This window comes from Cupriavidus sp. PET2-C1, from assembly GCF_054515855.1.
On record NZ_CM137259.1, the window covers coordinates 1,640,615 to 1,662,428 of the forward strand.

Annotated in this window: 21 protein-coding genes; 14 read left to right on the plus strand and 7 right to left on the minus strand. The window is 65.2% G+C overall.

What is annotated here, in order from left to right; all coding sequences use genetic code 11:
* Window positions 1-3: 3 nt before the first annotated feature.
* Together ACX12D_RS07550 and pgeF are read left to right on the plus strand one after the other, a co-directional pair.
* Entirely contained in the window at window positions 4-1,221 is a 1,218-nt protein-coding gene (locus ACX12D_RS07550; protein WP_459373498.1) for an RluA family pseudouridine synthase, read from the plus strand.
* Window positions 1,211-2,002, plus strand: coding sequence for a peptidoglycan editing factor PgeF (pgeF, locus tag ACX12D_RS07555; RefSeq protein WP_459373499.1), 792 nt, complete (start codon window positions 1,211-1,213; stop codon window positions 2,000-2,002). The genes ACX12D_RS07550 and pgeF overlap by 11 nt, the downstream gene beginning before the upstream one ends.
* A 13-nt stretch (window positions 2,003-2,015) precedes the next feature.
* Here pgeF and ACX12D_RS07560 read toward each other — a convergent pair whose 3' ends face one another.
* A complete protein-coding gene (locus ACX12D_RS07560; protein ID WP_459373500.1) occupies window positions 2,016-2,294 on the minus strand; it encodes a hypothetical protein in 279 nt (92 codons plus the stop codon).
* 372 nt (window positions 2,295-2,666) lie between these two features.
* On the opposite strand from ACX12D_RS07560, the gene phaC reads away from it, so the two are divergent.
* From phaC to ACX12D_RS07605, 9 genes are all read left to right on the plus strand, one after another.
* Window positions 2,667-4,460, plus strand: coding sequence for a class I poly(R)-hydroxyalkanoic acid synthase (gene phaC / locus ACX12D_RS07565; RefSeq protein WP_459373501.1), 1,794 nt, complete (start codon window positions 2,667-2,669; stop codon window positions 4,458-4,460).
* A gap of 76 nt (window positions 4,461-4,536) precedes the next feature.
* Entirely contained in the window at window positions 4,537-5,718 is a 1,182-nt protein-coding gene (locus ACX12D_RS07570; protein ID WP_043345333.1) for an acetyl-CoA C-acetyltransferase, read from the plus strand.
* Window positions 5,719-5,832: 114 nt separating this feature from the next.
* Entirely contained in the window at window positions 5,833-6,573 is a 741-nt protein-coding gene (locus tag ACX12D_RS07575; RefSeq protein ID WP_043345337.1) for a 3-ketoacyl-ACP reductase, read from the plus strand.
* A 396-nt stretch (window positions 6,574-6,969) separates the two neighbouring features.
* On the plus strand, window positions 6,970-7,521 hold the full coding sequence (gene phaR / locus ACX12D_RS07580) for a polyhydroxyalkanoate synthesis repressor PhaR (protein ID WP_006155938.1): 552 nt from the start codon (window positions 6,970-6,972) through the stop codon (window positions 7,519-7,521).
* 387 nt (window positions 7,522-7,908) lie between these two features.
* Window positions 7,909-8,889 carry a tRNA dihydrouridine synthase gene (locus ACX12D_RS07585; protein ID WP_459373502.1) on the plus strand — a complete coding sequence of 327 codons (981 nt, stop codon included), beginning with the start codon at window positions 7,909-7,911 and terminating at the stop codon, window positions 8,887-8,889.
* A gap of 124 nt (window positions 8,890-9,013) precedes the next feature.
* Window positions 9,014-10,393 (plus strand): 30S ribosomal protein S12 methylthiotransferase RimO, encoded by a 1,380-nt coding sequence (rimO, locus tag ACX12D_RS07590; RefSeq protein WP_052494509.1) that lies wholly within the window; start codon window positions 9,014-9,016, stop codon window positions 10,391-10,393.
* Between the two features lie 103 nt (window positions 10,394-10,496).
* Entirely contained in the window at window positions 10,497-11,681 is a 1,185-nt protein-coding gene (gene bktB, locus ACX12D_RS07595) for a beta-ketothiolase BktB (RefSeq protein ID WP_459373503.1), read from the plus strand.
* Window positions 11,682-11,730: 49 nt separating this feature from the next.
* On the plus strand, window positions 11,731-12,372 hold the full coding sequence (locus ACX12D_RS07600; RefSeq protein ID WP_459373504.1) for a hypothetical protein: 642 nt from the start codon (window positions 11,731-11,733) through the stop codon (window positions 12,370-12,372).
* 106 nt (window positions 12,373-12,478) lie between these two features.
* The gene (locus tag ACX12D_RS07605; RefSeq protein WP_459373505.1) at window positions 12,479-13,705 is read left to right on the plus strand and encodes a cystathionine beta-lyase; all 1,227 of its coding nucleotides are present in this window, start codon (window positions 12,479-12,481) and stop codon (window positions 13,703-13,705) included.
* A 57-nt stretch (window positions 13,706-13,762) separates the two neighbouring features.
* On the opposite strand, the gene ACX12D_RS07610 is transcribed toward ACX12D_RS07605, so the two are convergent.
* The 5 genes from ACX12D_RS07610 to ACX12D_RS07630 all read right to left on the minus strand — a co-directional run bounded on the left by ACX12D_RS07610 (window position 13,763) and on the right by ACX12D_RS07630 (window position 17,527).
* The gene (locus ACX12D_RS07610; protein WP_459373506.1) at window positions 13,763-15,394 is read right to left on the minus strand and encodes a PepSY-associated TM helix domain-containing protein; all 1,632 of its coding nucleotides are present in this window, start codon (window positions 15,392-15,394) and stop codon (window positions 13,763-13,765) included.
* A 22-nt stretch (window positions 15,395-15,416) separates the two neighbouring features.
* Entirely contained in the window at window positions 15,417-15,743 is a 327-nt protein-coding gene (locus ACX12D_RS07615) for a hypothetical protein (protein ID WP_459373507.1), read from the minus strand.
* Entirely contained in the window at window positions 15,743-16,045 is a 303-nt protein-coding gene (locus ACX12D_RS07620) for a hypothetical protein (RefSeq protein ID WP_459373508.1), read from the minus strand. The genes ACX12D_RS07615 and ACX12D_RS07620 overlap by 1 nt, the downstream gene beginning before the upstream one ends.
* 104 nt (window positions 16,046-16,149) lie before the next feature.
* Complete coding sequence (gene serB / locus ACX12D_RS07625) at window positions 16,150-17,004, minus strand: phosphoserine phosphatase SerB (protein WP_459373509.1); 855 nt, start codon at window positions 17,002-17,004, stop codon at window positions 16,150-16,152.
* Between the two features lie 226 nt (window positions 17,005-17,230).
* Window positions 17,231-17,527: a hypothetical protein gene (locus tag ACX12D_RS07630; RefSeq protein ID WP_459373510.1), complete on the minus strand. Its 297-nt coding sequence runs from the start codon at window positions 17,525-17,527 to the stop codon at window positions 17,231-17,233.
* A gap of 589 nt (window positions 17,528-18,116) precedes the next feature.
* Between ACX12D_RS07630 and ACX12D_RS07635 the strand changes: the two genes are divergently transcribed.
* Window positions 18,117-18,698, plus strand: a complete 582-nt coding sequence (locus ACX12D_RS07635; protein ID WP_459373511.1) for a PAAR domain-containing protein — start codon at window positions 18,117-18,119, stop codon at window positions 18,696-18,698.
* On the plus strand, window positions 18,691-19,296 hold the full coding sequence (locus ACX12D_RS07640) for a type VI secretion system amidase effector protein Tae4 (protein ID WP_459373512.1): 606 nt from the start codon (window positions 18,691-18,693) through the stop codon (window positions 19,294-19,296). The genes ACX12D_RS07635 and ACX12D_RS07640 overlap by 8 nt, the downstream gene beginning before the upstream one ends.
* Window positions 19,297-19,917: 621 nt before the next feature.
* Here the strand turns inward: ACX12D_RS07640 and ACX12D_RS07645 are convergent.
* Entirely contained in the window at window positions 19,918-21,264 is a 1,347-nt protein-coding gene (locus ACX12D_RS07645) for a DUF2314 domain-containing protein (RefSeq protein WP_459373513.1), read from the minus strand.
* 213 nt (window positions 21,265-21,477) lie between these two features.
* Here ACX12D_RS07645 and ACX12D_RS07650 point away from each other — a divergent pair, with 213 nt between their 5' ends.
* Window positions 21,478-21,810: a VOC family protein gene (locus tag ACX12D_RS07650; protein ID WP_459373958.1), complete on the plus strand. Its 333-nt coding sequence runs from the start codon at window positions 21,478-21,480 to the stop codon at window positions 21,808-21,810.
* Window positions 21,811-21,814: the final 4 nt, after the last annotated feature.

Consider the following 21,814-nt stretch of genomic DNA (forward strand, 5'->3'; position numbering starts at 1 on the left):
CGGATGAAAAATAGCGTCAAGCATTATAGCCCAAGCCCCTTGCCGGAAACCGCCGCCAAGGGCATCGAGCAGCAAGCTGCCGATTCAACCGACATCTTGAACGAGGTGGAGGACCTGGAAGACCTGACCGATGTGGCCGCGCTAGGCGGCCTGGAGGCAGGAACGGAGGCATCTCCAATCGAATTGGAAATGCAGCCGGTAGAGATCGAAGTCGATGGCGCATCACACGGCGAGCGCCTCGATAAGTTGTTGGCACGCCACCTCAGCGGCTTCTCGCGCAGCCGCCTGCAGCAATGGATCGAGAACGGGGCGGTGCTGGTCGACGGCGAGGTGCGCCGCTCCAAGTCCTCCGTGCAGATGGGCGAGCGTGTCGTGGTCCGTCCGCAGGCGGCGGCAGAATCGCGCGCCTTCGTGGCCGAAGACGTGCCGCTCAACGTCGTGTACGAGGACGCCACGCTGCTGGTCATCGACAAGCCCGCCGGCCTGGTGGTCCATCCTGCCGCCGGCAACTGGGGCGGCACGGTGCTAAACGGCCTGCTGCACCGCTACCCGGAGGCTGCAAGCCTGCCGCGTGCGGGCATCGTCCACCGGCTCGACAAGGAAACATCAGGGCTGATGGTGGTGGCCCGCACGCTGACCGCCCAGACCGACCTGGTGCGCCAGCTGCAGGCGCGTACCGTCAAGCGCAGCTACCTGGCGCTGGTGTGGGGCGAGACGCCTGAGTCCGGCACCATCGATGCGCCGATCGGACGCGATCCGCGCGAGCGGATCCGCATGGCGATCGTGCTCACCAACAGCGGCAAGCCCTCGCGCACCCATTTCCGTACCCTTGGCACGGTGCCGCTCGGGCGCGGCCATGTCTCGATGGTGATGTGCCAGCTCGAAACCGGCCGCACCCACCAGATTCGTGTCCACTTCGAGTCGATCGGCCATCCGATGGTAGGCGACCCGGTCTATCACCGCGCCGCCACCCAGCGCGGCCAGCGTCCGGCCATCAAGGCACCGCTGCCGGTGCCGCTGGCGCGCCAGGCCCTCCACGCCTTCCGGCTTGGGCTGGTGCACCCGGCCACCGGCAAGCTCGCATCTTGGGAAGCGCAGCCACCCGATGACTTGCAGGCGCTGATCGAAGCGCTCGACTTTGACCGTGCCGGCGACGAAGACGAGGACGATGGCTGGACGGAAGGCGAGGACGGTGCATGGGAATACGGCGATGACGACTGAGGCGCCTTGGCTGGTCCCCGACTGGCCGGCGCCGGCGCGGGTGCGCGCGTTGTCCACCACCCGCCAGGGCGGTGTCAGCGAGGGCCCCTACGGCCTGGCTGACGGCAGCCCTGGCGGGCTGAACCTGGGCACCCATGTGGGCGACGATGCCGCCGCGGTCGCGGCCAACCGCTCACGGCTGGCCGCGCGGCTGCCGGCCGTGCCGGGCTGGCTGGAGCAGGTGCATGGCTGCGCGATTGCCACCGAGGACCAGTTCGCCGCCGATGGCGTGGTTCCGCAGGCGGATGCCAGCATTGCCACGACCGCTGGCCGGGTCTGTGCGGTGATGACCGCCGATTGCCTGCCCGTGCTGCTGTGCGACCGTGCCGGCACGGTGGTTGGCGCCGCGCACGCCGGCTGGCGCGGGCTGTGTGGCGGCGTGATCGAGGCAACCCTGGCGCGCATGGGCGAGCAGGCCGGCGCGCAGGCCCAATGGCTGGCCTGGCTCGGGCCGGCCATCGGCCCCGATGCCTTCGAGGTTGGCGCCGAAGTCCGGCAGGCATTCCTGGCCCAGGCGCGGCCTGACGAGACGGCGCAGGTGGATCTTGCCTTCCGCGCAGGCGCAGACGGCAAGTACTTCGCCGATATCTACGCGCTGGCCCGCATCCGCCTGGCCCGCGCCGGCTGCACCGCGGTGTACGGCGGCGACGCCTGCACCGTTGGCGATGCGCAGCGCTTCTACTCCTACCGGCGCGACGGCGTCACGGGGCGCATGGCCAGCCTGGTCTGGCTGGCCGCATGAAACTTTCCCAGCGTCAGTCCCTGGCAGGCGGCTGTTCCGGTCCCGCGGATTCTGCAGGTTCTGTGGATTGCGCAGGTTCCGCGGAGCCGGAGGGCGCTTGCGCGCTCTTCGCCTGCCTGGCTTCCTCTGCCTTGCGCCGGCGCAGGCGCCCCGGGGTGCCCATGATGTACACCAGGATCGCCACCGGGAACAGGCCGTAAAAGACGAACGTGGCCAGTCCCGCGACCACGGTATGCTCGGTAATGGCCATCATCAGGACCACATACAGCCAACCGATTGCAACGATGTACATCAGAAAGTCATCCTTCTCGGGCAAGCTAGCCCCGTGGCCGGAGTGGCGCCAAAGGGAGGCTCGCAGGTTCGCGCTGAGCGCATTTTGCCGTTAGCGCCGGTCCGCGCATTTTTCCGCATTGACAGGCATAACATTGCAAGGCAACAATGGCCTCGAATGCACTGCAAGGCTGTGTGCTGGCAGGCATTCGCAGGCTCCGCCGGGACGTTCAGGTCCGCGGCGCGGCGTGTCCGGCAAGCATACCGCATGACGTCACCAGCCGAGGGCGTCAGCGCGGACCGGTTCCGAGGCTGGCGGCGGGGGAGAGCCCCGCGGTGGTGGTACGCCGCCCAGCCAGCTTTCAAATAAGTGACGGCAGAGAGACGAAACATCATGGCAACCGGCAAAGGTGCGGCAGCTTCCACCAAGGAAGACAAGTCCCAACCGTTTTCATTTGCTTCGGGGCCATTTGATCCAGCGACATGGCTGGAATGGTCCCGTCAGGCACAGGCGAACGGTGCGACGACCCAGCAGGGCATGCCTGGCATGCCATTTATCCCCGGTTTCGAGGCATTGAAGGGTTCCGCCATGGCGGGCGTGAAAATCGCGCCCGATCAACTGGCCGACATCCAGCAACGCTACATGAAGGACTTCACCGCGCTCTGGCGAAGCATGGCCGAGGGCGGTGCCAATCCCGCCACGGCCCTGGCCGATCGCCGCTTTTCCGGCGATGCCTGGCGCAGCAGCGCGGCGTTTCACTACGCTGCCGCTTTCTACCTGATCAATGCGCGCGCCATGAATGAGCTGGCGGGCGCGGTCGAAGCCGATGCCAAGACCCGCCAGCGCATCCGTTTTGCGATCTCGCAATGGGTCGACGCCATGTCGCCGGCCAATTTCCTCGCCACCAATCCGGAGGCGCAGAAAAAGCTGATCGACTCCGGCGGCGAATCGCTGCGGGCCGGCGTGCGCAACATGCTCGACGACCTTGGCCGCGGCAAGATCTCGCAGACCGACGAATCCGCCTTCGAAGTGGGCCGCAACGTGGCCGTGACCGAAGGCGCGGTGGTCTACGAGAACGCCTACTTCCAGCTGCTTCAGTACAAGCCCGCCACCGACAAGGTGTTTGCGCGCCCGCTGCTGCTTGTGCCGCCTTGCATCAACAAGTACTACATCCTCGACCTGCAGCCGCAGACCTCGCTGGTGCACTACATGGTGGAGCAGGGCCATACCGTCTACATGGTTTCCTGGCGCAATCCGGATGCCTCGATGGCCGAGCTCAGCTGGGATGACTACATCGAGCATGCCGCCATCCGCGCCATCGAAGTCACGCGCGAGATCAGCGGCCAGGACCAGATCAACGTGCTGGGCTTCTGCGTGGGCGGCACCATCGTCTCCACGGCGCTGGCGGTGCTGGCCAAGCGCGGCGAGCGTCCCGTCGCCAGCCTGACGCTGCTGACCACGCTGCTCGATTTCGCCGATACCGGCGTGCTCGATGTGTTCGTCGACGAGGCCCATGTCAAACTGCGCGAAACCACCCTGGGTGGCGCGGCGGGCACGCCCTGCGCGCTGCTGCGTGGCGTGGAACTGGCCAACACGTTCTCGTTCCTGCGTCCCAACGACCTGGTCTGGAACTATGTCGTCGACAACTACCTGAAGGGCAATACGCCGGTCCCGTTCGACCTGCTGTTCTGGAACGGCGACGCCACCAACCTGCCGGGCCCCTGGTATTGCTGGTACCTGCGCCATACCTACCTGCAGAACGAGCTCAAGGTGCCGGGCAAGCTGACCGTGTGCAACGCGCCGGTGGACCTGGGCAGCATCGACGTGCCAACTTACGTCTACGGCTCGCGTGAAGACCACATCGTGCCCTGGATGTCGGCCTACGCCTCTACCGCGTTGCTCAAGAACAAGCTGCGTTTCGTGCTGGGCGCGTCGGGCCATATCGCCGGCGTGATCAACCCGCCGGCCAAGAAGAAGCGCAGCCACTGGACCAACGACAAGCTCCCGGCTTCGGCGCAGGAGTGGTTCGACGGCGCCGCCGAGCATGCCGGCAGCTGGTGGCCGGACTGGGCGGCCTGGCTGGCCAAGCACGCCGGCGCGCGCAAGGCGGCCCCTGCCGACTACGGCAACAAGGACTATCGCGCGATCGAGCCGGCACCGGGCCGCTACGTCAAGGCGAAGGCATAGGATTTGTCCGGGCCGGCGCCGTGCGGGGCCGGCCTCTTTCACCCCTTATTTGCATCCAACTCGAGAGGACCTCCCAATGACTGACATTGTCATCGTTTCCGCTGCCCGTACCGCGGTGGGCAAGTTCGGCGGCTCGCTCGCCAAGATTCCCGCGCCTGAGCTGGGCGCCATCGTCATCAAGGCTGCGCTTGAGCGTGCCGGCGTCAAGCCCGAGCAGGTCAGCGAAGTCATCATGGGCCAGGTGCTGACGGCCGGCTCCGGCCAGAACCCGGCGCGCCAGGCAGCGCTGAAGGCTGGCCTGCCGGTGATGGTGCCGGCCATGACCATCAACAAGGTCTGCGGCTCCGGCCTGAAAGCCGTGATGCTGGCCGCCAACGCGATTGCCGCGGGCGATGCCGAGATCGTGGTGGCCGGTGGCCAGGAAAACATGAGCGCCGCGCCCCACGTGCTGCCGGGCTCGCGCGATGGCTTCCGCATGGGCGACGCCAAGCTGATCGACAGCATGATCGTGGACGGCCTGTGGGACGTCTACAACCAGTACCACATGGGCGTCACCGCCGAGAACGTGGCCAAGGAATACGGCATCACGCGCGAAGCCCAGGACGCGTTCGCGGCCGGTTCGCAGAACAAGGCGGAAGCCGCGCAGAAGGCTGGCAAGTTCGACGAGGAAATCGTGCCGGTGCCGATTCCCCAGCGCAAGGGCGACCCGGTGATGTTCGCCACCGACGAGTTCGTGCGCCACGGCGTCACGCAAGACGCGCTGGCTGGCCTCAAGCCCGCCTTCGACAAGGCTGGTTCGGTGACTGCCGCCAACGCCTCGGGCCTGAACGACGGCGCCGCCGCGGTGGTGGTCATGTCGGCAGCCAAGGCCAAGGAACTCGGCCTGACCCCGCTGGCCACGATCCGCGCCTACGGCACCGCCGGTGTCGATCCCAAGGTGATGGGCATGGGCCCGGTGCCTGCGTCCAAGCGCTGCCTGTCGCGCGCCGGCTGGAGCGTGGAAGAGCTCGACCTGATGGAAATCAACGAAGCCTTCGCCGCCCAGGCCCTGGCCGTGCACAAGCAGATGGGCTGGGATACGTCCAAGGTCAACGTCAACGGCGGCGCCATCGCGATTGGCCACCCGATCGGTGCGTCGGGCTGCCGCATCCTGGTCACGCTGCTGCACGAAATGAAGCGCCGCGATGCTCACAAGGGCCTGGCCTCGCTGTGCATCGGCGGCGGCATGGGTGTGGCGCTGGCTGTGGAACGCAAGTGACGATTTGCCGGGCTTGCCGCAGCGAACAAGCGCGCAGGCCGGTCTGAGGGGTGTGCCGGCGAGGGGGGCTTCCCGCCGCCGGCGTCAATAAAAACTAGCCATCAAGGAGTAGATATGACTCAGCGCATTGCATACGTAACCGGTGGCATGGGCGGCATTGGAACGGCCATCTGCCAGCGTCTGGCCAAAGATGGCTACAAGGTCGTGGCCGGTTGCGGCCCCAACTCGCCGCGCCGCGAAAAATGGCTCGAGCAGCAGAAGGCCCTGGGCTTCGATTTCGTCGCATCGGAAGGCAATGTTGCCGACTGGGATTCGACCAAAGCCGCGTTCGACAAGGTCAAGGCCGAAGTGGGCGAGGTCGACATCCTGATCAACAACGCCGGCATCACGCGCGACGTGGTGTTCCGCAAGATGACGCGCGCCGACTGGGATGCCGTGATCGACACCAACCTGACCTCGCTGTTCAACGTGACCAAGCAGGTCATCGACGGCATGGCGGATCGCGGCTTTGGCCGCATCGTCAACATCTCGTCGGTCAACGGCCAGAAGGGCCAGTTTGGCCAGACCAACTACTCCACCGCCAAGGCTGGCCTGCACGGCTTCACCATGGCGTTGGCGCAGGAAGTGGCGACCAAGGGCGTGACCGTCAACACGGTGTCGCCCGGCTATATCGCCACCGATATGGTCAAGTCGATCCGCCAGGATGTGCTGGACAAGATCGTCGGCACGATTCCGGTCAAGCGCCTGGGCGCACCGGAAGAAATTGCCTCGATCTGCGCGTGGCTGGCGTCCGAAGAGTCGGGTTTCTCGACTGGCGCGGACTTCTCGCTGAACGGCGGCCTGCACATGGGGTGATGACCGGCAAGCCATCCCTCGTTTTCCTGGATGGTTTCTTGTCTCGGGAAGGTCCTCTGCGGAGGGCCTTTTTTATTTCCGGGGCCGCCCGGGAGGCCTCTCACCCCGCAGCAATATTGCATCGCACACCCCGCACCGCACCAATGCGCGGGCGTGGCGCGGCATTGCTGGCCCCAAACACCCGCAATCCTTTGCCCCGTGCGGGTTTTCCTTAACGGGTCCGGCTTTCAATAGTGCCTTGTTGGGCATAGAATCAGGGCAGCGGCTAGCCCGCACCAAAATAGATCATGCGTTGCAGGTCAACACGTTGTATCCCCCGCTGGCGGTCCCTATTTGCGCACCGCACAGCATGCGGTGCAGCAGCATGCAACAGCGACGATAAAAGGATAGAGCACGATGGCTACCACCAAGAAAGGCGCAGAGCGACTGATCAAGAAGTATCCAAACCGCCGGCTCTACGACACGCAGACCAGCACCTACATCACGCTAGCCGATGTCAAGCAGCTCGTGATGGATACCGAAGACTTCAAAGTGATCGACGCCAAGTCCGGCGACGAGCTCACGCGCAGCATCCTCCTGCAGATCATTCTCGAAGAAGAGACAGGCGGCGTGCCGATGTTCTCAAGCTCCATGCTGTCGCAGATCATCCGCTACTACGGTCATGCGATGCAGGGCATGATGGGCACCTACCTGGAAAAGAACATCCAGGCCTTCATCGACATCCAGAGCAAGCTGGCCGAGAACTCCAAGGGCCTGTACTCGGGCGAGCCGTTCAGCCCCGATATGTGGTCCCAGTTCATGAACATGCAGGGCCCGATGATGCAAGGGATGATGAGCAACTACATCGAGCAGAGCAAGAACCTGTTCGTGCAGATGCAGGAGCAGATGCAAAGCCAGGCCAAGAACATGTTTGGCACGTTCCCGTTCAATCAGCCGGACAAGAAGTAGAGCCGGCGCACGCCGCGCCGGCCTATTGCGCGTTCCCATTTCCCCCCGGGGAACGCATGAAACCCTCGCGGCGCCGGCGGCCTCCTTTCCCGCAAAGTGGCTTCAGGCCGGGCTGGCGTGGAGGCGAATTCCCCGCGCAGGCATGACCTTCCTTCGCTGACCGGGGCGATCGGTTAAAATCACGCAGATTCGGGTAACGCGCGGCATCACCGCGGCTGCTACCCCTGTCAAATGTGGCGATTCATACTGCGGATTCGCCTGCACAGCGCGAATCCCAATGCCCTCCGCAAACCAAGACATCCGCCAGGCGCTTGCCGCCAAGGCCACGCCCGTTCCGACGGTTGGTTTGGCGTTTTCCCGTTTTCCGGCGTCGACGCCAGCTTTCGCATGAGCCGGCTGTTTCTTGCCCCCATGGAGGGGCTTGCTGATTATGTGCTGCGCGACGTGCTGACCGGCTCGGGCGGATACGACGGATGTGTGTCCGAGTTCGTCAGGGTGACGGGCTCCTTGCTGCCCGAGCGCGTCTACGAAAGGGACACACCGGAAATCCTCCACGGCGGCCATACCCCAGGCGGCACACCGATGGTGATCCAACTGCTCGGGAGCGATCCTGACTGGCTGGCGGTCAATGCGGCCCAGGCTGCTACCGTGTCGCCGCATGGCATCGACCTGAATTTCGGCTGCCCCGCCAAAGTCGTCAACCGGCACGGCGGCGGGGCCATGCTACTGGCGGACCCTGAACTGCTGAACCGGATCGTGTTGTCCGTTCGCGCCGCAGTGCCCGCAAACATCGCCGTGACAGCCAAAATGCGGCTCGGCGTGTCCGATACCGCGCTGGCGATCGACTGCGCCACGGCGCTGGCGGAAGGCGGCGCAGCCTCGCTCGTCGTGCATGCCAGGACGCGCGATCATGGCTACCGGCCTCCCGCACACTGGGAGTGGATCGCGCGGATCGATGCTGCTGTGGACGTGCCGGTTGTTGCCAACGGCGAAGTCTGGACGGTTGCCGACTGGGAGCGATGCCGGGCTGTCAGCGGCTGTGCCGACGTGATGATCGGGCGGGGCGCCGTGTCCGATCCGTTCCTGGCCTTGCGCATACGCGGCCTGATGGACAGGTCGGCCTCCGGCGAGGAATGGCCGGCCGTGCTCCGTCATATCGCCGACTACCTGAAGAAACTGCAGGCCAAGGCGGAATGCCTGCATGAGCACGGGCGCGTCAAACTGTGGCTCAGTTATCTGAAGCGGACCTGGCCCGAGGCCGCCGAACTGCATGCGGCTATCCGGCGCCTGCATGATGCGCTTTCGATCCAGGCGGTGATCGAGAGCGCCCTGGCGGGCATGCCGGCGATGTCATCCGCGTCGCGATAGGTTTACGAAGACATGTCGGGGATCAGGCCCCGAGAAACTTGGGCGAGCGGTTAAAATGCGCGATTGGCTTTGAACCGCCGGGCGGCCATGTCCCGCCCCGCTCGCCCCACATTTGGAAGTAACCGTGAAAAACCCTTCAGAATCAACGATCAAGAAAGACCATATTCCAAATGTGGGATTCGTAAGCCTTGGATGTCCAAAGGCACTTGTGGATTCCGAGCAGATCATTACCCAGCTGCGCGCCGAGGGCTATGCCATCAGCGGCACCTATGACGGCGCCGACCTGGTGGTCGTCAATACCTGCGGTTTTATCGACGAAGCCGTGCAGGAAAGCCTGGATGCGATCGGCGAGGCACTGGCCGAGAACGGCAAGGTGATCGTCACCGGCTGCCTGGGTGCCAAGAAGAACGCCGCGGGTGAGGACATCATCACGTCCGTGCACCCGAAGGTGCTGGCCGTGACCGGGCCGCACGCACTAGGCGAGGTGATGCAGGCCGTGCACACGCACCTGCCCAAGCCGCATGACCCGTTCATGGACCTGGTGCCGGCCGCCGGCATCAAGCTCACGCCCAAACACTACGCGTACCTGAAGATTTCCGAAGGCTGCAACCATCGCTGCTCCTTCTGCATCATCCCGTCGATGCGCGGCGACCTGGTCTCGCGCCCGGTGGCGGAAGTCATGCTGGAGGCCGAGAACCTGTTCAAGTCGGGCGTCAAGGAACTGCTGGTGATCTCGCAAGACACCAGCGCCTACGGCGTGGACGTGAAGTACCGCACCGGCTTCTGGGACGGCCGCCCGCTCAAGACGCGCATGACCGAGCTGGTTGGCGCATTGGGTGAGCTGGCTGCCAAGTACGGCGCCTGGGTGCGCCTGCACTACGTGTACCCGTACCCGCACGTCGACGAGATCATTCCGCTGATGTCGCAAGGGCACGTGCTGCCTTACCTGGACGTGCCGCTGCAGCACGCCCACCCGGACGTGCTCAAGCGCATGAAGCGCCCGGCCAACGCCGAAAAGACCATGGACCGCATCCGGGCCTGGCGCAAGATCTGCCCCGAGCTGACCATCCGCAGCACCTTTATCGCGGGCTTCCCCGGCGAGACCGAGGAAGAGTTCCAGACGCTGCTGGACTTCATCGCCGAAGCGGAGCTGGACCGCGTGGGCTGCTTCGCCTATTCGCCGGTGGACGGCGCCACGGCCAACGACCTGCCGGGTGCCTTGCCCGACGAAGTCCGCGAAGAGCGCCGCGCGCGCTTCATGGAAGTGGCCGAGGAAGTGTCCGCCCGGCGCCTGCAGCGCAAGGTCGGCCAGACCCTGCGCGTGCTGGTCGACGAGATCAACCAGGACGGCGGCATCGGCCGCTCGTCGGCCGACGCGCCGGAGATCGACGGCCTGGTCTATATCGACCCGCCGGCGCAGGGCGCGCCGCGCTACAAGGTCGGCGAATTCGTCTCGGTGAAGATCACCGGCGCGGATGGCCACGACTTGTGGGGCGAAGTCTGAGGCTGCGAGCAGCCGTCGGTCCGGATAGGTAAAAGTACGATCGTTCGTTTTGGCGTGCGCGCCGCTATACTGTGCGCTGCAACATCAGCCCAGGAGACACAAAATGACACGTGAAGTGGTGGTGGTGAGCGGCGTTCGGACCGCGATCGGTACCTTTGGCGGCAGCCTGAAGGATCTTTCCCCGACCCAGATGGGCGCCATGGTCGTGCGCGAAGCGCTGGCCCGCGCGCAGGTCAGCGGCGACGACGTCGGCCATGTGGTGTTCGGCAACGTCATCCAGACCGAGCCCCGGGACATGTATCTTGGCCGGGTGGCGGCAGTGGAGGGCGGCGTCACCATCGACGCACCGGCCCTGACCGTCAACCGCCTGTGCGGCTCGGGCCTGCAAGCCATCGTCAGCGCGGCGCAGACCATCCTGCTGGGCGATGCCGATGTGGCCATCGGCGGCGGCGCGGAGAGCATGAGCCGCGCACCGTACCTGGCGCAGTCGGCCCGCTGGGGCGCACGCATGGGCGATGCCAAGATGCTCGACATGATGCTGGGTGCGCTGCATGACCCGTTCCACGGCATCCACATGGGCGTCACCGCCGAGAATGTGGCCAAGGAATACGACATCTCCCGCGGCCAGCAGGACGAAGCCGCGCTGGAGTCGCACCGCCGCGCATCGGCGGCGATCCGCGCGGGCCACTTCAAGGACCAGATCCTGCCGGTCACGCTGAAGGGCCGCAAGGGCGACGTGACCTTCGACACCGACGAGCACGTGCGCCACGATGCGGTCCTGGAAGACATGACCAAGCTCAAGCCGGTCTTCGTCAAGGAGAACGGCACGGTAACCGCGGGCAACGCCTCGGGCTTGAACGACGCCGCCGCCGCGGTGGTGCTGATGGAGCGCGCCGAGGCCGAGAAGCGCGGCTTGAAGCCGATGGCGCGCCTGGTCTCCTATGCGCATGCCGGCGTCGATCCCAAGACCATGGGCATCGGCCCCGTGCCGGCCACCAAGAAGGCACTGGAACGTGCTGGACTGACCGTGGCCGACCTCGACGTGATCGAAGCCAATGAAGCCTTTGCCGCGCAAGCCTGCGCAGTCACCAAGGCGCTCGGTCTCGATCCGGCCAAGGTCAACCCGAACGGCTCGGGCATCTCCCTGGGCCACCCGATCGGCGCCACCGGCGCGCTGATCACCGTCAAGGCCCTGTATGAGCTGCAACGCGTGCAAGGCCGCTATGCACTGGTGACCATGTGCATTGGCGGTGGCCAGGGCATCGCGGCGATTTTCGAACGACTCTGAACCTGAGGCTGCCTTGCGGCGTGTAGCGACTCTGTCCTTGCCTTTGTCCATGTCCTTGCCACTTCCCGTTTCCCTGTCCCTGGCAGCCGGGCTGGCCGCGGCAACGCTGGCCGGCGCCGCGCTGGCCGCCGGCGGTACCGAGCTGTCCACCGGCACGCCCGGCGCCGCCAATGTCGCCAGCGATGCCAGCCAGGTGCAGGGTTTCGGGATCAACCAGGCCATCCGCGAGGGCGAGTCGCGGCGCGGTACACAGCTTTCAACCGGGCCCGCGCCCAAGGCGCTCGCGCCGCGGCCGGAGTACGCATCGCTGCCGGTCTACGTGGGCACGCTCGGCGACCAGCCGGTGCGCCTGCGCCTGGGCCCCAAGCCCGACGAGCGCGACAGCGTGCGCGGCGAGTACAGCGTTGGCCGTGCCGGCGGCGTGCGGTTGCTGGCCGGCGAATTCGAGAACGGCGCTTTCCTGATGGAGGAGTCCAATGACGGCACGCACGTCACGGGCAACTGGGAAGGCACCATCGACGGTGCCGGCATTGTGCACGGCAACTGGACCGACCCGGTCAACCCGGCCATCGTGCTCCCCTTCATGATCCGGCCACTGGGCGTGCTGGTGATCCCGCCCTTCGACATGACCCCCAACAGCGGCATTACCTACGCCCCGCCCGCGCCGAAGTCCTCGATTTCCGGCCGGTAGCGTCAAGCCGGGGTGGACAGGGGCGGGCCCGCCAGGTGGGCCAACGCGCACCCGAATGCTGGTAAGCTCGAACGTTCATCGAGTTATTGCCAGACAAGGAATCGCCGTGTCCGACCGCCAGCCACCCGAGCAGCCTGCTTCCCAACCCGCCTACCTGGCGACCGTGGCCGTCCAGCCAGAGCTGGATATCGCGCCGGGGTTCGCCTCGTTTTCCCAAGCTACCCATCGTGGTTCCACCGTGGTGTTCCGCAACCTGGCGGAGCTGCGCGCGCATGGCGACGGTGCCACCACCTACTGGCGCTATGGCCTGCATGCCACGCCCACCAGCGAGGCGCTGTGCCAGCACCTCGCGCTGATCGAAGGCGCGCGCCATACGCTGCTGCTGCCGTCGGGGCTGGCCGCGATCTCGCAGGTCTACTTCGCCTTGGTCAAGTCGGGTGACGACGTGCTCGTCCCGGATAACGTCTACGGCCCCAACCGCGAGCACGGCGAATGGCTGGCACGGGACTTCGGCGTCTCCGTGCGCTATTACGACCCCATGATCGGCGCGGGCATTGCCGGGCTGATCCGCCCCAACACCCGCCTGATCTGGATGGAGTCGCCGGGCTCGGTGACGATGGAAATCCCCGACACCGAGGCCATCGTGGCTGCGGCAAAGGCGCGCGGGGTGCTCACCGCCATCGATAACACCTGGTCCGCCGGCGTATATTTCCGGCCGTTCGACAAGGGCATCGACATCTCGGTGCAGGCGCTTACCAAATACCAGTCGGGCGGCAGCGACGTGCTGATGGGCGCGGTGCTGACCGCAGACGATAAACTCCACGACCGCATCAAGCGCGCCCGCATGCTGATGGGCTGGGGCGTGTCGGCCGACGATTGCTACCTGGTGCTGCGCTCGCTGCCGAGCATGCCGGTCAGGCTGGCGGCGCACGACCGCGCCGCGCGCGAAGTGGCCGAGTGGCTGAACCAGCGCCCGGAAGTGGTCAAGGTCTTGCACCCGGCGCTGCCGGACTGTCCCGGCCACGACTTCTGGCTGCGCGATTTCAGCGGCGCCACGGGCCTGTTCTCGATCGTGCTGCATGCGCGCTACACGCGCGCCCAGGTCGATGCCTTTGTCGAGGCCTTGCGCCTGTTTGCGATTGGCTGGTCCTGGGGCGGCGCGCATAGCCTGGCGGTGCCGTACCACGTCCAGACCATGCGGCCCCAAGGCAGCTGGCCGCCCGTTGGCTGGGAGAACGCCGGCGAACTGGTACGGCTCTATATCGGGCTGGAGGATACCCGCGACCTGATCGCCGACCTGCGCGGCGCGATGGAAGCCCGCCTGGTGGCATGAAATGAAAAGGGCCGCCCCGGACACTGTCCGGGGCGGCCTTTTTTTGCCTTGTTGCCGCTAGCCAGCGGTCGATCCCGCCGCGGCAGCGTCCGCCACATCAGGGCGAGGCTTCTTTTGCATGGCCCACACCGAGTTGGGCGGGCCGTTGCGCGCACGGCGCTGCGTCACCCAGGCCAGCGCGGCAAAGCCGCAGGCCAGCGCCAGCGCACCGATATCGAAGCCCGCCACGGCCCAGTGCCCGGCCAGCGCGGCGCGCCACAGAAAGTCCCCTGTCACCAGCGCATTGACCAGCGGCACCAGCAATGCGGCAACGGCCGCAGCCCACAGCAGCTCGATCGCGGCGCGTGCCGGCGCACGCATCAGGGCCCACCCAAGGGCCGCGAAAAAGACCGGGAAGTAGGTGTGGCTGGAAGCCCGCGCGGGCCAGAGCAGGGCGCCGCAGAAGGCCGCCGCCACGCCGATGCAGCAACCGATGCACACGCCGACCGTCGCCTGCGCCAGCAGACGGTGCACGCGCGGCTGCGCCTGCTGCCGGGTCTTGCGGCGCGATTCGATCCACAGCAGGTTGCCGGAATAGAACAGGAAGGCACCCGCCAGTCCCGCCAGCAGGTAGACCAGGCGCAGGGCCAGGTCGCCGTAGGTGCCAAAGTGCAGCGCGTAGATCATGCTGAAGATGGCATGGTTGCTGTCGCGCCCGGCGGCGGTCTGGTCCGCCAGCACGCTGCCGCTGTCCGGCTGGCCGGCGGCAGCGTGTACCGACACCGACCCGTAGTTGCCAAGGACGCGTGCGCTGTCGCCGCGAATCTCGATCAGCGCGTTGGCGTCGCCGTAGTGCTGATAGCGCACCGACAGCGGCGTGAACCGCTCACCCGCGCTGGCGCGTGCCGCCGCCAGCAACGTAGCGGCCGGCAGGGGCTGCGCTGCGCGGCCCGATGCCTTCAGTTCCGGCGAGGCGGTGGTCAGGCGCGGCAACGCCTCGGACAGCTTGCCATCGAAGGCCATGACATTGAACACCATCACCAGCACCAAGCCCAGGCATAGCACCGCACCGGTGATGGCGAACACCAGGTGGAAGGGCAGGCTGAACAGTCCGACGACGTTGTGCGCATCCATCCAGAAGCGCTTGAGGTTGCGCCCCGGCCGGATGGCAAACAGGTCCGGCTTGAGCCGCGGCAGGTGCAGCAGCACGCCCGACACCAGCGCCAGCCCATACAGCACCGCGATAACGCCCATGAAGTAGCCGCCGGCCACTGGCACGCCGAGCGTGTAGTGCAGGCTGTTGATGAATGCTGCCAATTCTTCGGGCGCCGCGTCGAGCGCGATGTCCTTGGGCGTGGTCTTGCCCCCGTCAATCATGGCGGAGGTAGTGATGTGCCACTCGCCGGCCTGGCCCTGCCAGTAGGCCGTGAAGCCAGGCTCGTGCTCCGTCGGCAACGTCACGTAGGCGCTGGCTGCGCTCGTGGGATGCGCCGCCACCAGGGCCTGCATGAAGCGGTCGAGCGCGGCAGGGTTGGCCGGCTGGGTGGCCGGGCTATGCGCGGCGGTGCGCTGCGGCGATTGCCAGGCGTGCAGTTCCTCGTGGAAGACGGTGATCGCGCCAGCGAAGAAAGCGATGAAGAGGGCCCAGCCGGCCATCAGGCCGACCCAGGTGTGCAGGGTTTGGTACAAGCGCAGGGTTGCGGCTTTCATGCGAGGTTCCTGGTGCGCCGGTTCATGCCGCGCCGGGGGTAAGCAGCAGGCGCCATGCCCACAGTCCGCCGTAAGCGATCAGGTTGCCAGCCGCGAGCCAGAGCCAGGCCGCGCGGCTGTCGGGCAAGAGCAGGCTGGCGCAGAGGATGGCCACCCAGACCGGCAGGCAGGCGAGGATCGCGCCGATGGCGCCGCTTTGCCAACCGCCGGGCAGCCAGATGACGCCAAGGGCGGATAGCGCGACCGCCAGCGGCAGGCCCAGCAGGGTGCCGGCCAGCCACTTGGTGCCCATGCCGGGCTTGGGTTTGCGGTTGCTGCGGACGTTTTGGGGAGTGGAGGCGGCTTTCATCAGCCGGTCTGGCCGAGGCGCTGGCGCCGCGCATCGCGGTAAGCACCGGCAAAGGGCCATAAGGACAGGCCGGTGCCAACCGTGGCGAGCGTGGCCGCGATCGCGGCCGGCCAGCCCTGCGTCAGGCTCCATGCCCACGCCGAGGGGGCGATCGAAAGGGCGGCCAGCCAGCACAGGCGCGCACGGCGGCTTCGTGCCGTGGCGGGCGCGGATAGCGGCAGCAGCAACAGGCGCTGGTTGGGCGATGCCAGGTACAGGCAGCATGCGCCACCCAACCCCAGCAGCACGGCAAACACTTGCATGACGGGCTCAGTAATTTCTTACAAAGCCAGATGATAATAATTCTTATTTCAATTCGCAAGCGCGCTGCGTGGTGCCCGCCTGTGCCGGGCGCAGGCAGCGGCAGTTAATGCGGGAAAAGCTGGAGCAAGCCATCCAGCCCAACGTGGTTGAATGCCACGCTGGCCTGCGCACGCACCACCGGCTTGGCCCGGAAAGCCACGGACAGGCCGGCCACGGCCATCATCTTCAGGTCGTTGGAGCCATCGCCCATGACGATGGCCTGGGACGGGTCCGCGCCGATCTGGGCGCACACTTCCTGCACCGTGCGGGCCTTGACGTCGGCATTGACGATCTCGCCCAGCACCTGGCCGGTGAGCTTGCCATCGACGATCTCCAGCGTATTGGCGCGGGTCACGTCGAGCTTCAGGCGGGGCTTGAGTTTTTCGGTGAAATGCACAAAACCACCCGAAACCAGCAGGGTGCGCATGCCCAGGGCCTGCACGGTCTGCAGCATGTTCTCCGCGCCGGGCGACAGGCGCAGGCGTTCTTCATAGACGCGGTCCAGCACACTGGCGTCCAGCCCCTTGAGCAGGGCCACGCGGCGGCGCAGGCTCTCGTTGAAGTCGGTGATCTCGCCACGCATGGCGGCCTCGGTAATCGCCGAGACCTCCGCCTTGAGGCCGCAGAAATCGGCGATCTCGTCGATGCACTCGATGGTGATCAGCGTGGAGTCCATATCCATCGCCACCAGCTTGAAGTCCGAGAGCTTGCGGCCGACGGGCACGATGGCCCAGTCGATGCTGCGCGGGCCGCAGTAGGCGTCCAGCGCTTCGCGCAGGGCGGGCGTCAGCGCGGCGCTGGCATCGGCGGAGGCCACGGACTCGGCGCGCAGCGCGAGCGTGGGAGCCTGGGCGATGGCGCGGATGGCGTCGATATCGTTGGCGGACAGCGGGGCGGGACTTTGCAGAATCAGGGACATGGCGCGAATGCAGGGCCGGGCCGGGCGGCCGATGGCGGTAAATGCGGGATGCGAGCCGCAGCGGCGGCGAAGACCGCTATTGTATATGCCCGCGCGCATGCGGCGCAGCCGCCGCCCGATAGCGCCGGCTGCCGCACGGCGGAATCAGCGTGGGCGGGGCGCGGTCAAGTCCGGGCATGGGGAATGTCGAGATAGGGGGCCAGCCCGCAGGCCAGCCCTCATCGCACTACGCTACTTGCGCGTTAGCCTCGCACTGCGCGGCCAGTTCGCTCAACACCAGCGTCTCATGCGCCAGCCCGGAGGCCAGCGACAGCACCCGGTTCTGGATCTCCGGGTTCAGGTCGCCGAAGACGCCGGATTCGGCATTGTCACGGGTCAGGAAGAGCAGGGCGCAGAGCTGGGCTGATTTTTCGACGGCCAGGCTCAGCGGGGTTTCGCAGAGCACCCGTGAACTCAGGTGGATGTCCGCGTTGCGGTATTCGGCGGTGAGGCCGTAGCGGGCGTGTTGGCGGGGGTTATCCATTGGGCGCCTCCTTGTGCGGGGCGGGCACGCGGTAGGAGAGGGCAATGGGAAAACGGCATGCGAGACATGCCGGCGGTCCGGTACGGCTAAGTGCGTATTGGCGCATGGTACGACCTCCTCTGTATGCGGTTTGAATCCCGCACCCCACTTCCAAATGGGGTGGGCGGGCGCATGACAAGGTTGGAAGACCGGACAAAGGTACCGGCAGGGCCGAAGCCCTCCCCGCCAAGGCCCGCCCTCTGAGGACGTGCGTAGGCGTGACGGACGTAAAAACACCGCCGGCTGGCGGTGGTCCGCCCTTTGTTCGGGCTTCCAAACCCGGTCGCTGTGGTTGCAGCGACGAGAGAGAGTATAGCGTGAGATTGTCGAGTGGGGCTTTGGGTCGGTGGGTCGGTACCGCTCTCAGATCCCATATAGGAAACGTGCAGCACAGACAAAGAAATTTCTCAGCACAAATTCGGACCAGTCTCATTGATCTCAGTGATGCAGTACGCCCAAATGGAGGAGGCGCATTCGCGCACATAACCCATCCCGAGGGAGATCGTATGCAGGAAGAAAAACAGCCCATCGACATTTGGGAGGCCCAACCATGATGCGAAGAATTGCCTGCGTTGGCGATGAACTGGAACGCGGTGGGAAGATCCTGCCTTATGCAGGCCGAGGTTGCACTTTTGGCAATCCCGGCCACCAGGCTGCATTGATTGGAGGCCAGGCTTACTGCGAAGCTTGCAAGAGCACCGGCACGATTGCGAAGGCGGGCGGGCCGCGCCGGATGCAGTTCATGGGCGAGATTGCCCTGGACAGCGATGTTGTCCTGTGCCAGTGCCCCACGCCGCCGCGCATTGTTGCTCTGGTTGCCGGCGAAAAGTGGTTCGAGGATATGGGCGCGCGCGATGAGGCATCTGGGTTGCTTGGCTCCGGTAATGCGGGATTCACAACTACGGGAGCGCCGGTACCGGAGAGCTTCGACGAACTGGTGATAGCGCTGAGCCCGAGCGGGCCCATTGCCGATTACCCGTATTTTGTGGAAACGTCAGATGGCCGCGGATTGTTTGGCCACACGGATGAGCAGGGCCGGCTGCCTCGCATTGCTACGATGACCACCGGTTCGCTGACAGTCTATTGGGGGGATGAAGCGCTCGCAAAGCACCTTGGAGACGAGGATGGCTAACAAGAAAAAACTGGTGCCAACCAATACAAAAGTGGACTCCCAGGCCGAGGTGCCGCTCAGGAGGGTCACATTTGCCGAATTGTGGGAGGCCTATCCGGGAGGAACGCCATACGTCGATCCCAAGACAGGAGATGTGCCGGCGGGCTTTGAAAATCAATGCGCGATTCGGATGAGCGTCACCCTGCACAAGGTTGGCATCGAGATGAAGTCGTTCCGCGGCAAGGGCCAGATTCGCCTGGAAGGAAAGCGCACAGCCGTTCTGGCTTCCGAGATGGCGAACTGGCTGCGGCTCAAGCCAATGGCTGGCATCGGCGCACCGGAAAACATCAACGGGTCTGATTGGCAAAAGAAGATCGCGGGACGCACTGGCATCGTTGCGTTCAGGAACTATTGGAGGCGCGATGGCGAAACGGCTGGGAACGCTAGCGGCGGTCACATTGACCTGTGGAATGGGTCGCGGCTGACGATCAGCAGTACTCCCGGCGTCGTTTCAACAATCGGCCGCAGCTTGGGGTGGGATGCGTTCTTTCCCGGCACCCGCTATGGATGGTCGGACCTCGGTCGATCAACGGAGATACTCTTTTGGGAAATCAAGTGAGCAGGTGGCGCTTCGTCGTGACGATCGCATTTGTCGGCGTCGGCTTGGCAAGTGTCGTCGGATCTTCCGTCATTGATGCGTACCTCTGTGACATGTTCCTGCGGCTATGCACGCCGCAGCCTGGGACATGCGTTGGAATAGACGTGTGCCCTGCTGATGCGCGGATGCTGTTTGGCTTGATCCTGTTGATACCCGCTCCACCGGTTCTGTTTGGCGTGTTGGGGTTCGTGCTAAGCACGCGCGTCGAGAGAACCGGCCCGCTAGTCGCGGCGTTAATGGCGGCGATTCTCACACATTGGGCAGTGGCATTCGCCGCGACTAGAATTGTTGCGCTGTAGCGATTTAGGGTAGGGCCCTGCCTACCGCTTCTCGCCCGCTGAACCGCCCTGGGTTTTGAGGAGCTCCATTCTCTCAAGGGGGGAACCTCCTCAAAACCCGGGGGAGGGGCATAGCATCTGACCGCGCGCGGGAGTGCAGCCTGGCGAGGGCTGGCCATGGCCGGGAGCGGGCCGACTGTGGCATCGACCGTAACCGACAAGCGGCGGCTCGCCGCCCGATTTATGGCGTGAGCGTACGCTACCTTGGGATCGAGGTAGACGATGCCCTTGATTTACGATCCGTTCAGCGCTGCTTCAGCAGCTTCGATGTCTCGTTGCCTTCAGTGCGGCCATCAGGCCAGCGACGCAGATAGTCGAACACTTCCGACTGGCGCGCTTCCACAATCTGTCCCGCCTTCAGACCGGGCACAAAGCGCGGATCGCTGCGAAGCATCCCCTTGATCTGCTCACCGTTCCATTCCATCACCTCGACCCACATGAATTCTCGGTCGCCATTCTTCGTGACGAACGGTGCTTTGACCTGCAATTGCTCGCCGGGCGAAAGGCCGCGTTGGAATGCCTTTTGCAGCGCCGGCAATTGCAAGCGTGCCCGCTTGCTGGCCTCGCGCAATGCTGCGTCCTGGCGAACTGCAACGACGTCGTCGGGCTGCGAGCCGAATACCGCCTTGACGAAATTGACTTGGCGTTCCGTGGCGCTGCTGCCCGCATAGGTGTCGAACGTCAGCGCAGCCAGCGCATTCTCGGGATCTCCTTGCTCCGCCGGCGCTTCGAGCAGACGCAAGCGACCTTGCCCGCTACCACCAGACAGAACGCCGTCGCTCAGACGCTTGCGTACCGCCGTATGGCGGAGTCCCGCGATACTGAACGTGAGCGAACCTTTGTCATCGGGCAGGCCGGATTCCACCAGTTGCTGCCCTACACCATTGATCGCGTGGCCCAATGGCGTATTCAGCGACCAGATGGTGTCATTGATGACGAGATCGGGCAGTCCGAACCTGGCCATGCCGAGCGAAATGGCGCGTGTATGCCCGTCATTGTTATAGGCGTGAATGATGATCTGCTTGGACACGTCGGGAACTGCGCCTTCCCAAGACTGCAGGCGTGCGGCCTCCCATGCGTTGGCCGTGAACGCCTCGCGCGTTTCCTCGTCCCAGATAACCGCTTGCCCTTGTCGGGCCAGCTCGGCGACGAGCGTCTCAGCCTGCCGCAAGGCAGCCGTCGCCTGGCTTGCGGGATGCGCGAAGCTCAGGATCAGCACGTGCGGTGCCTTCTGCAGCGCCTGGGCTTGCTCGATCGTCAGGCCGCGCCCGAAATAGCGCAGCAATTCTAGCGACGGTGGTGCGTAGTCGCGCGCCACCTTGTTGCTGTAGGCAACTTGCAGCAATGCATGCTCAAATGCGGACTTGTCGATCTTGTCGACGACCTTCAGGCCAAACCGCCGGTCCGCCGCCAACGCACGCGCCGCCTTTAACGGATCAGCCGCCGGCGGGGACAGGTAATACACGGCAATGCTGAAACCGACGGCTTTGCGATGCCACGCATGCGCCGACAGTGGCTGTCCTGGCGACGCGAATGTCAGACCAGCAAAAGAGAGGGCAACCAGGATAAGGATTCTGCGGACAAGATTCATATGTCGACCGTGGCTCCGGCGCTGACAACAGACGCGCCGCTCTGAATTTTGGCGAAAGCATACTGCGGATTCAACCGGTCAACGCAACACACTAAAGGCTTTGCGAGCCTGAGGTCCCTTTGGCCGGGAGGGGACTCCGGTCTCTTCCCGACCCGATTCGGTCCCCCGGCTTGCCGAAATCAGCCGTTTGCGTTCGAGTTTTATTCGGCTTTGATGCAGGAGTTGGGACATCACCTCAAATTCTGCGAACGCGACAAGCCATGGGCAGGGTGGATGGCAACGGACGCACCGCGGCCGCTATTCCTTATTGGCAAGCCATATGACGGCAATGCCGCGCGAGGTGGAAACGGCCAGATGTTGGCGCTGCTGGCGCGTGACCGGCAGACGGTTGATCGGGCATACGCCTGCGCGCTTGCAAACGGAGCGCATTGCGAAGGGGCCCCTGGCCTGAGAGTCCAGTATCACCCCCACTACTACGGCGCATATTTCCGGGATGCCGACGGAAACAAGCTCTGCATATGCAGTCACGACCCGGTATCGGATTAGCGTT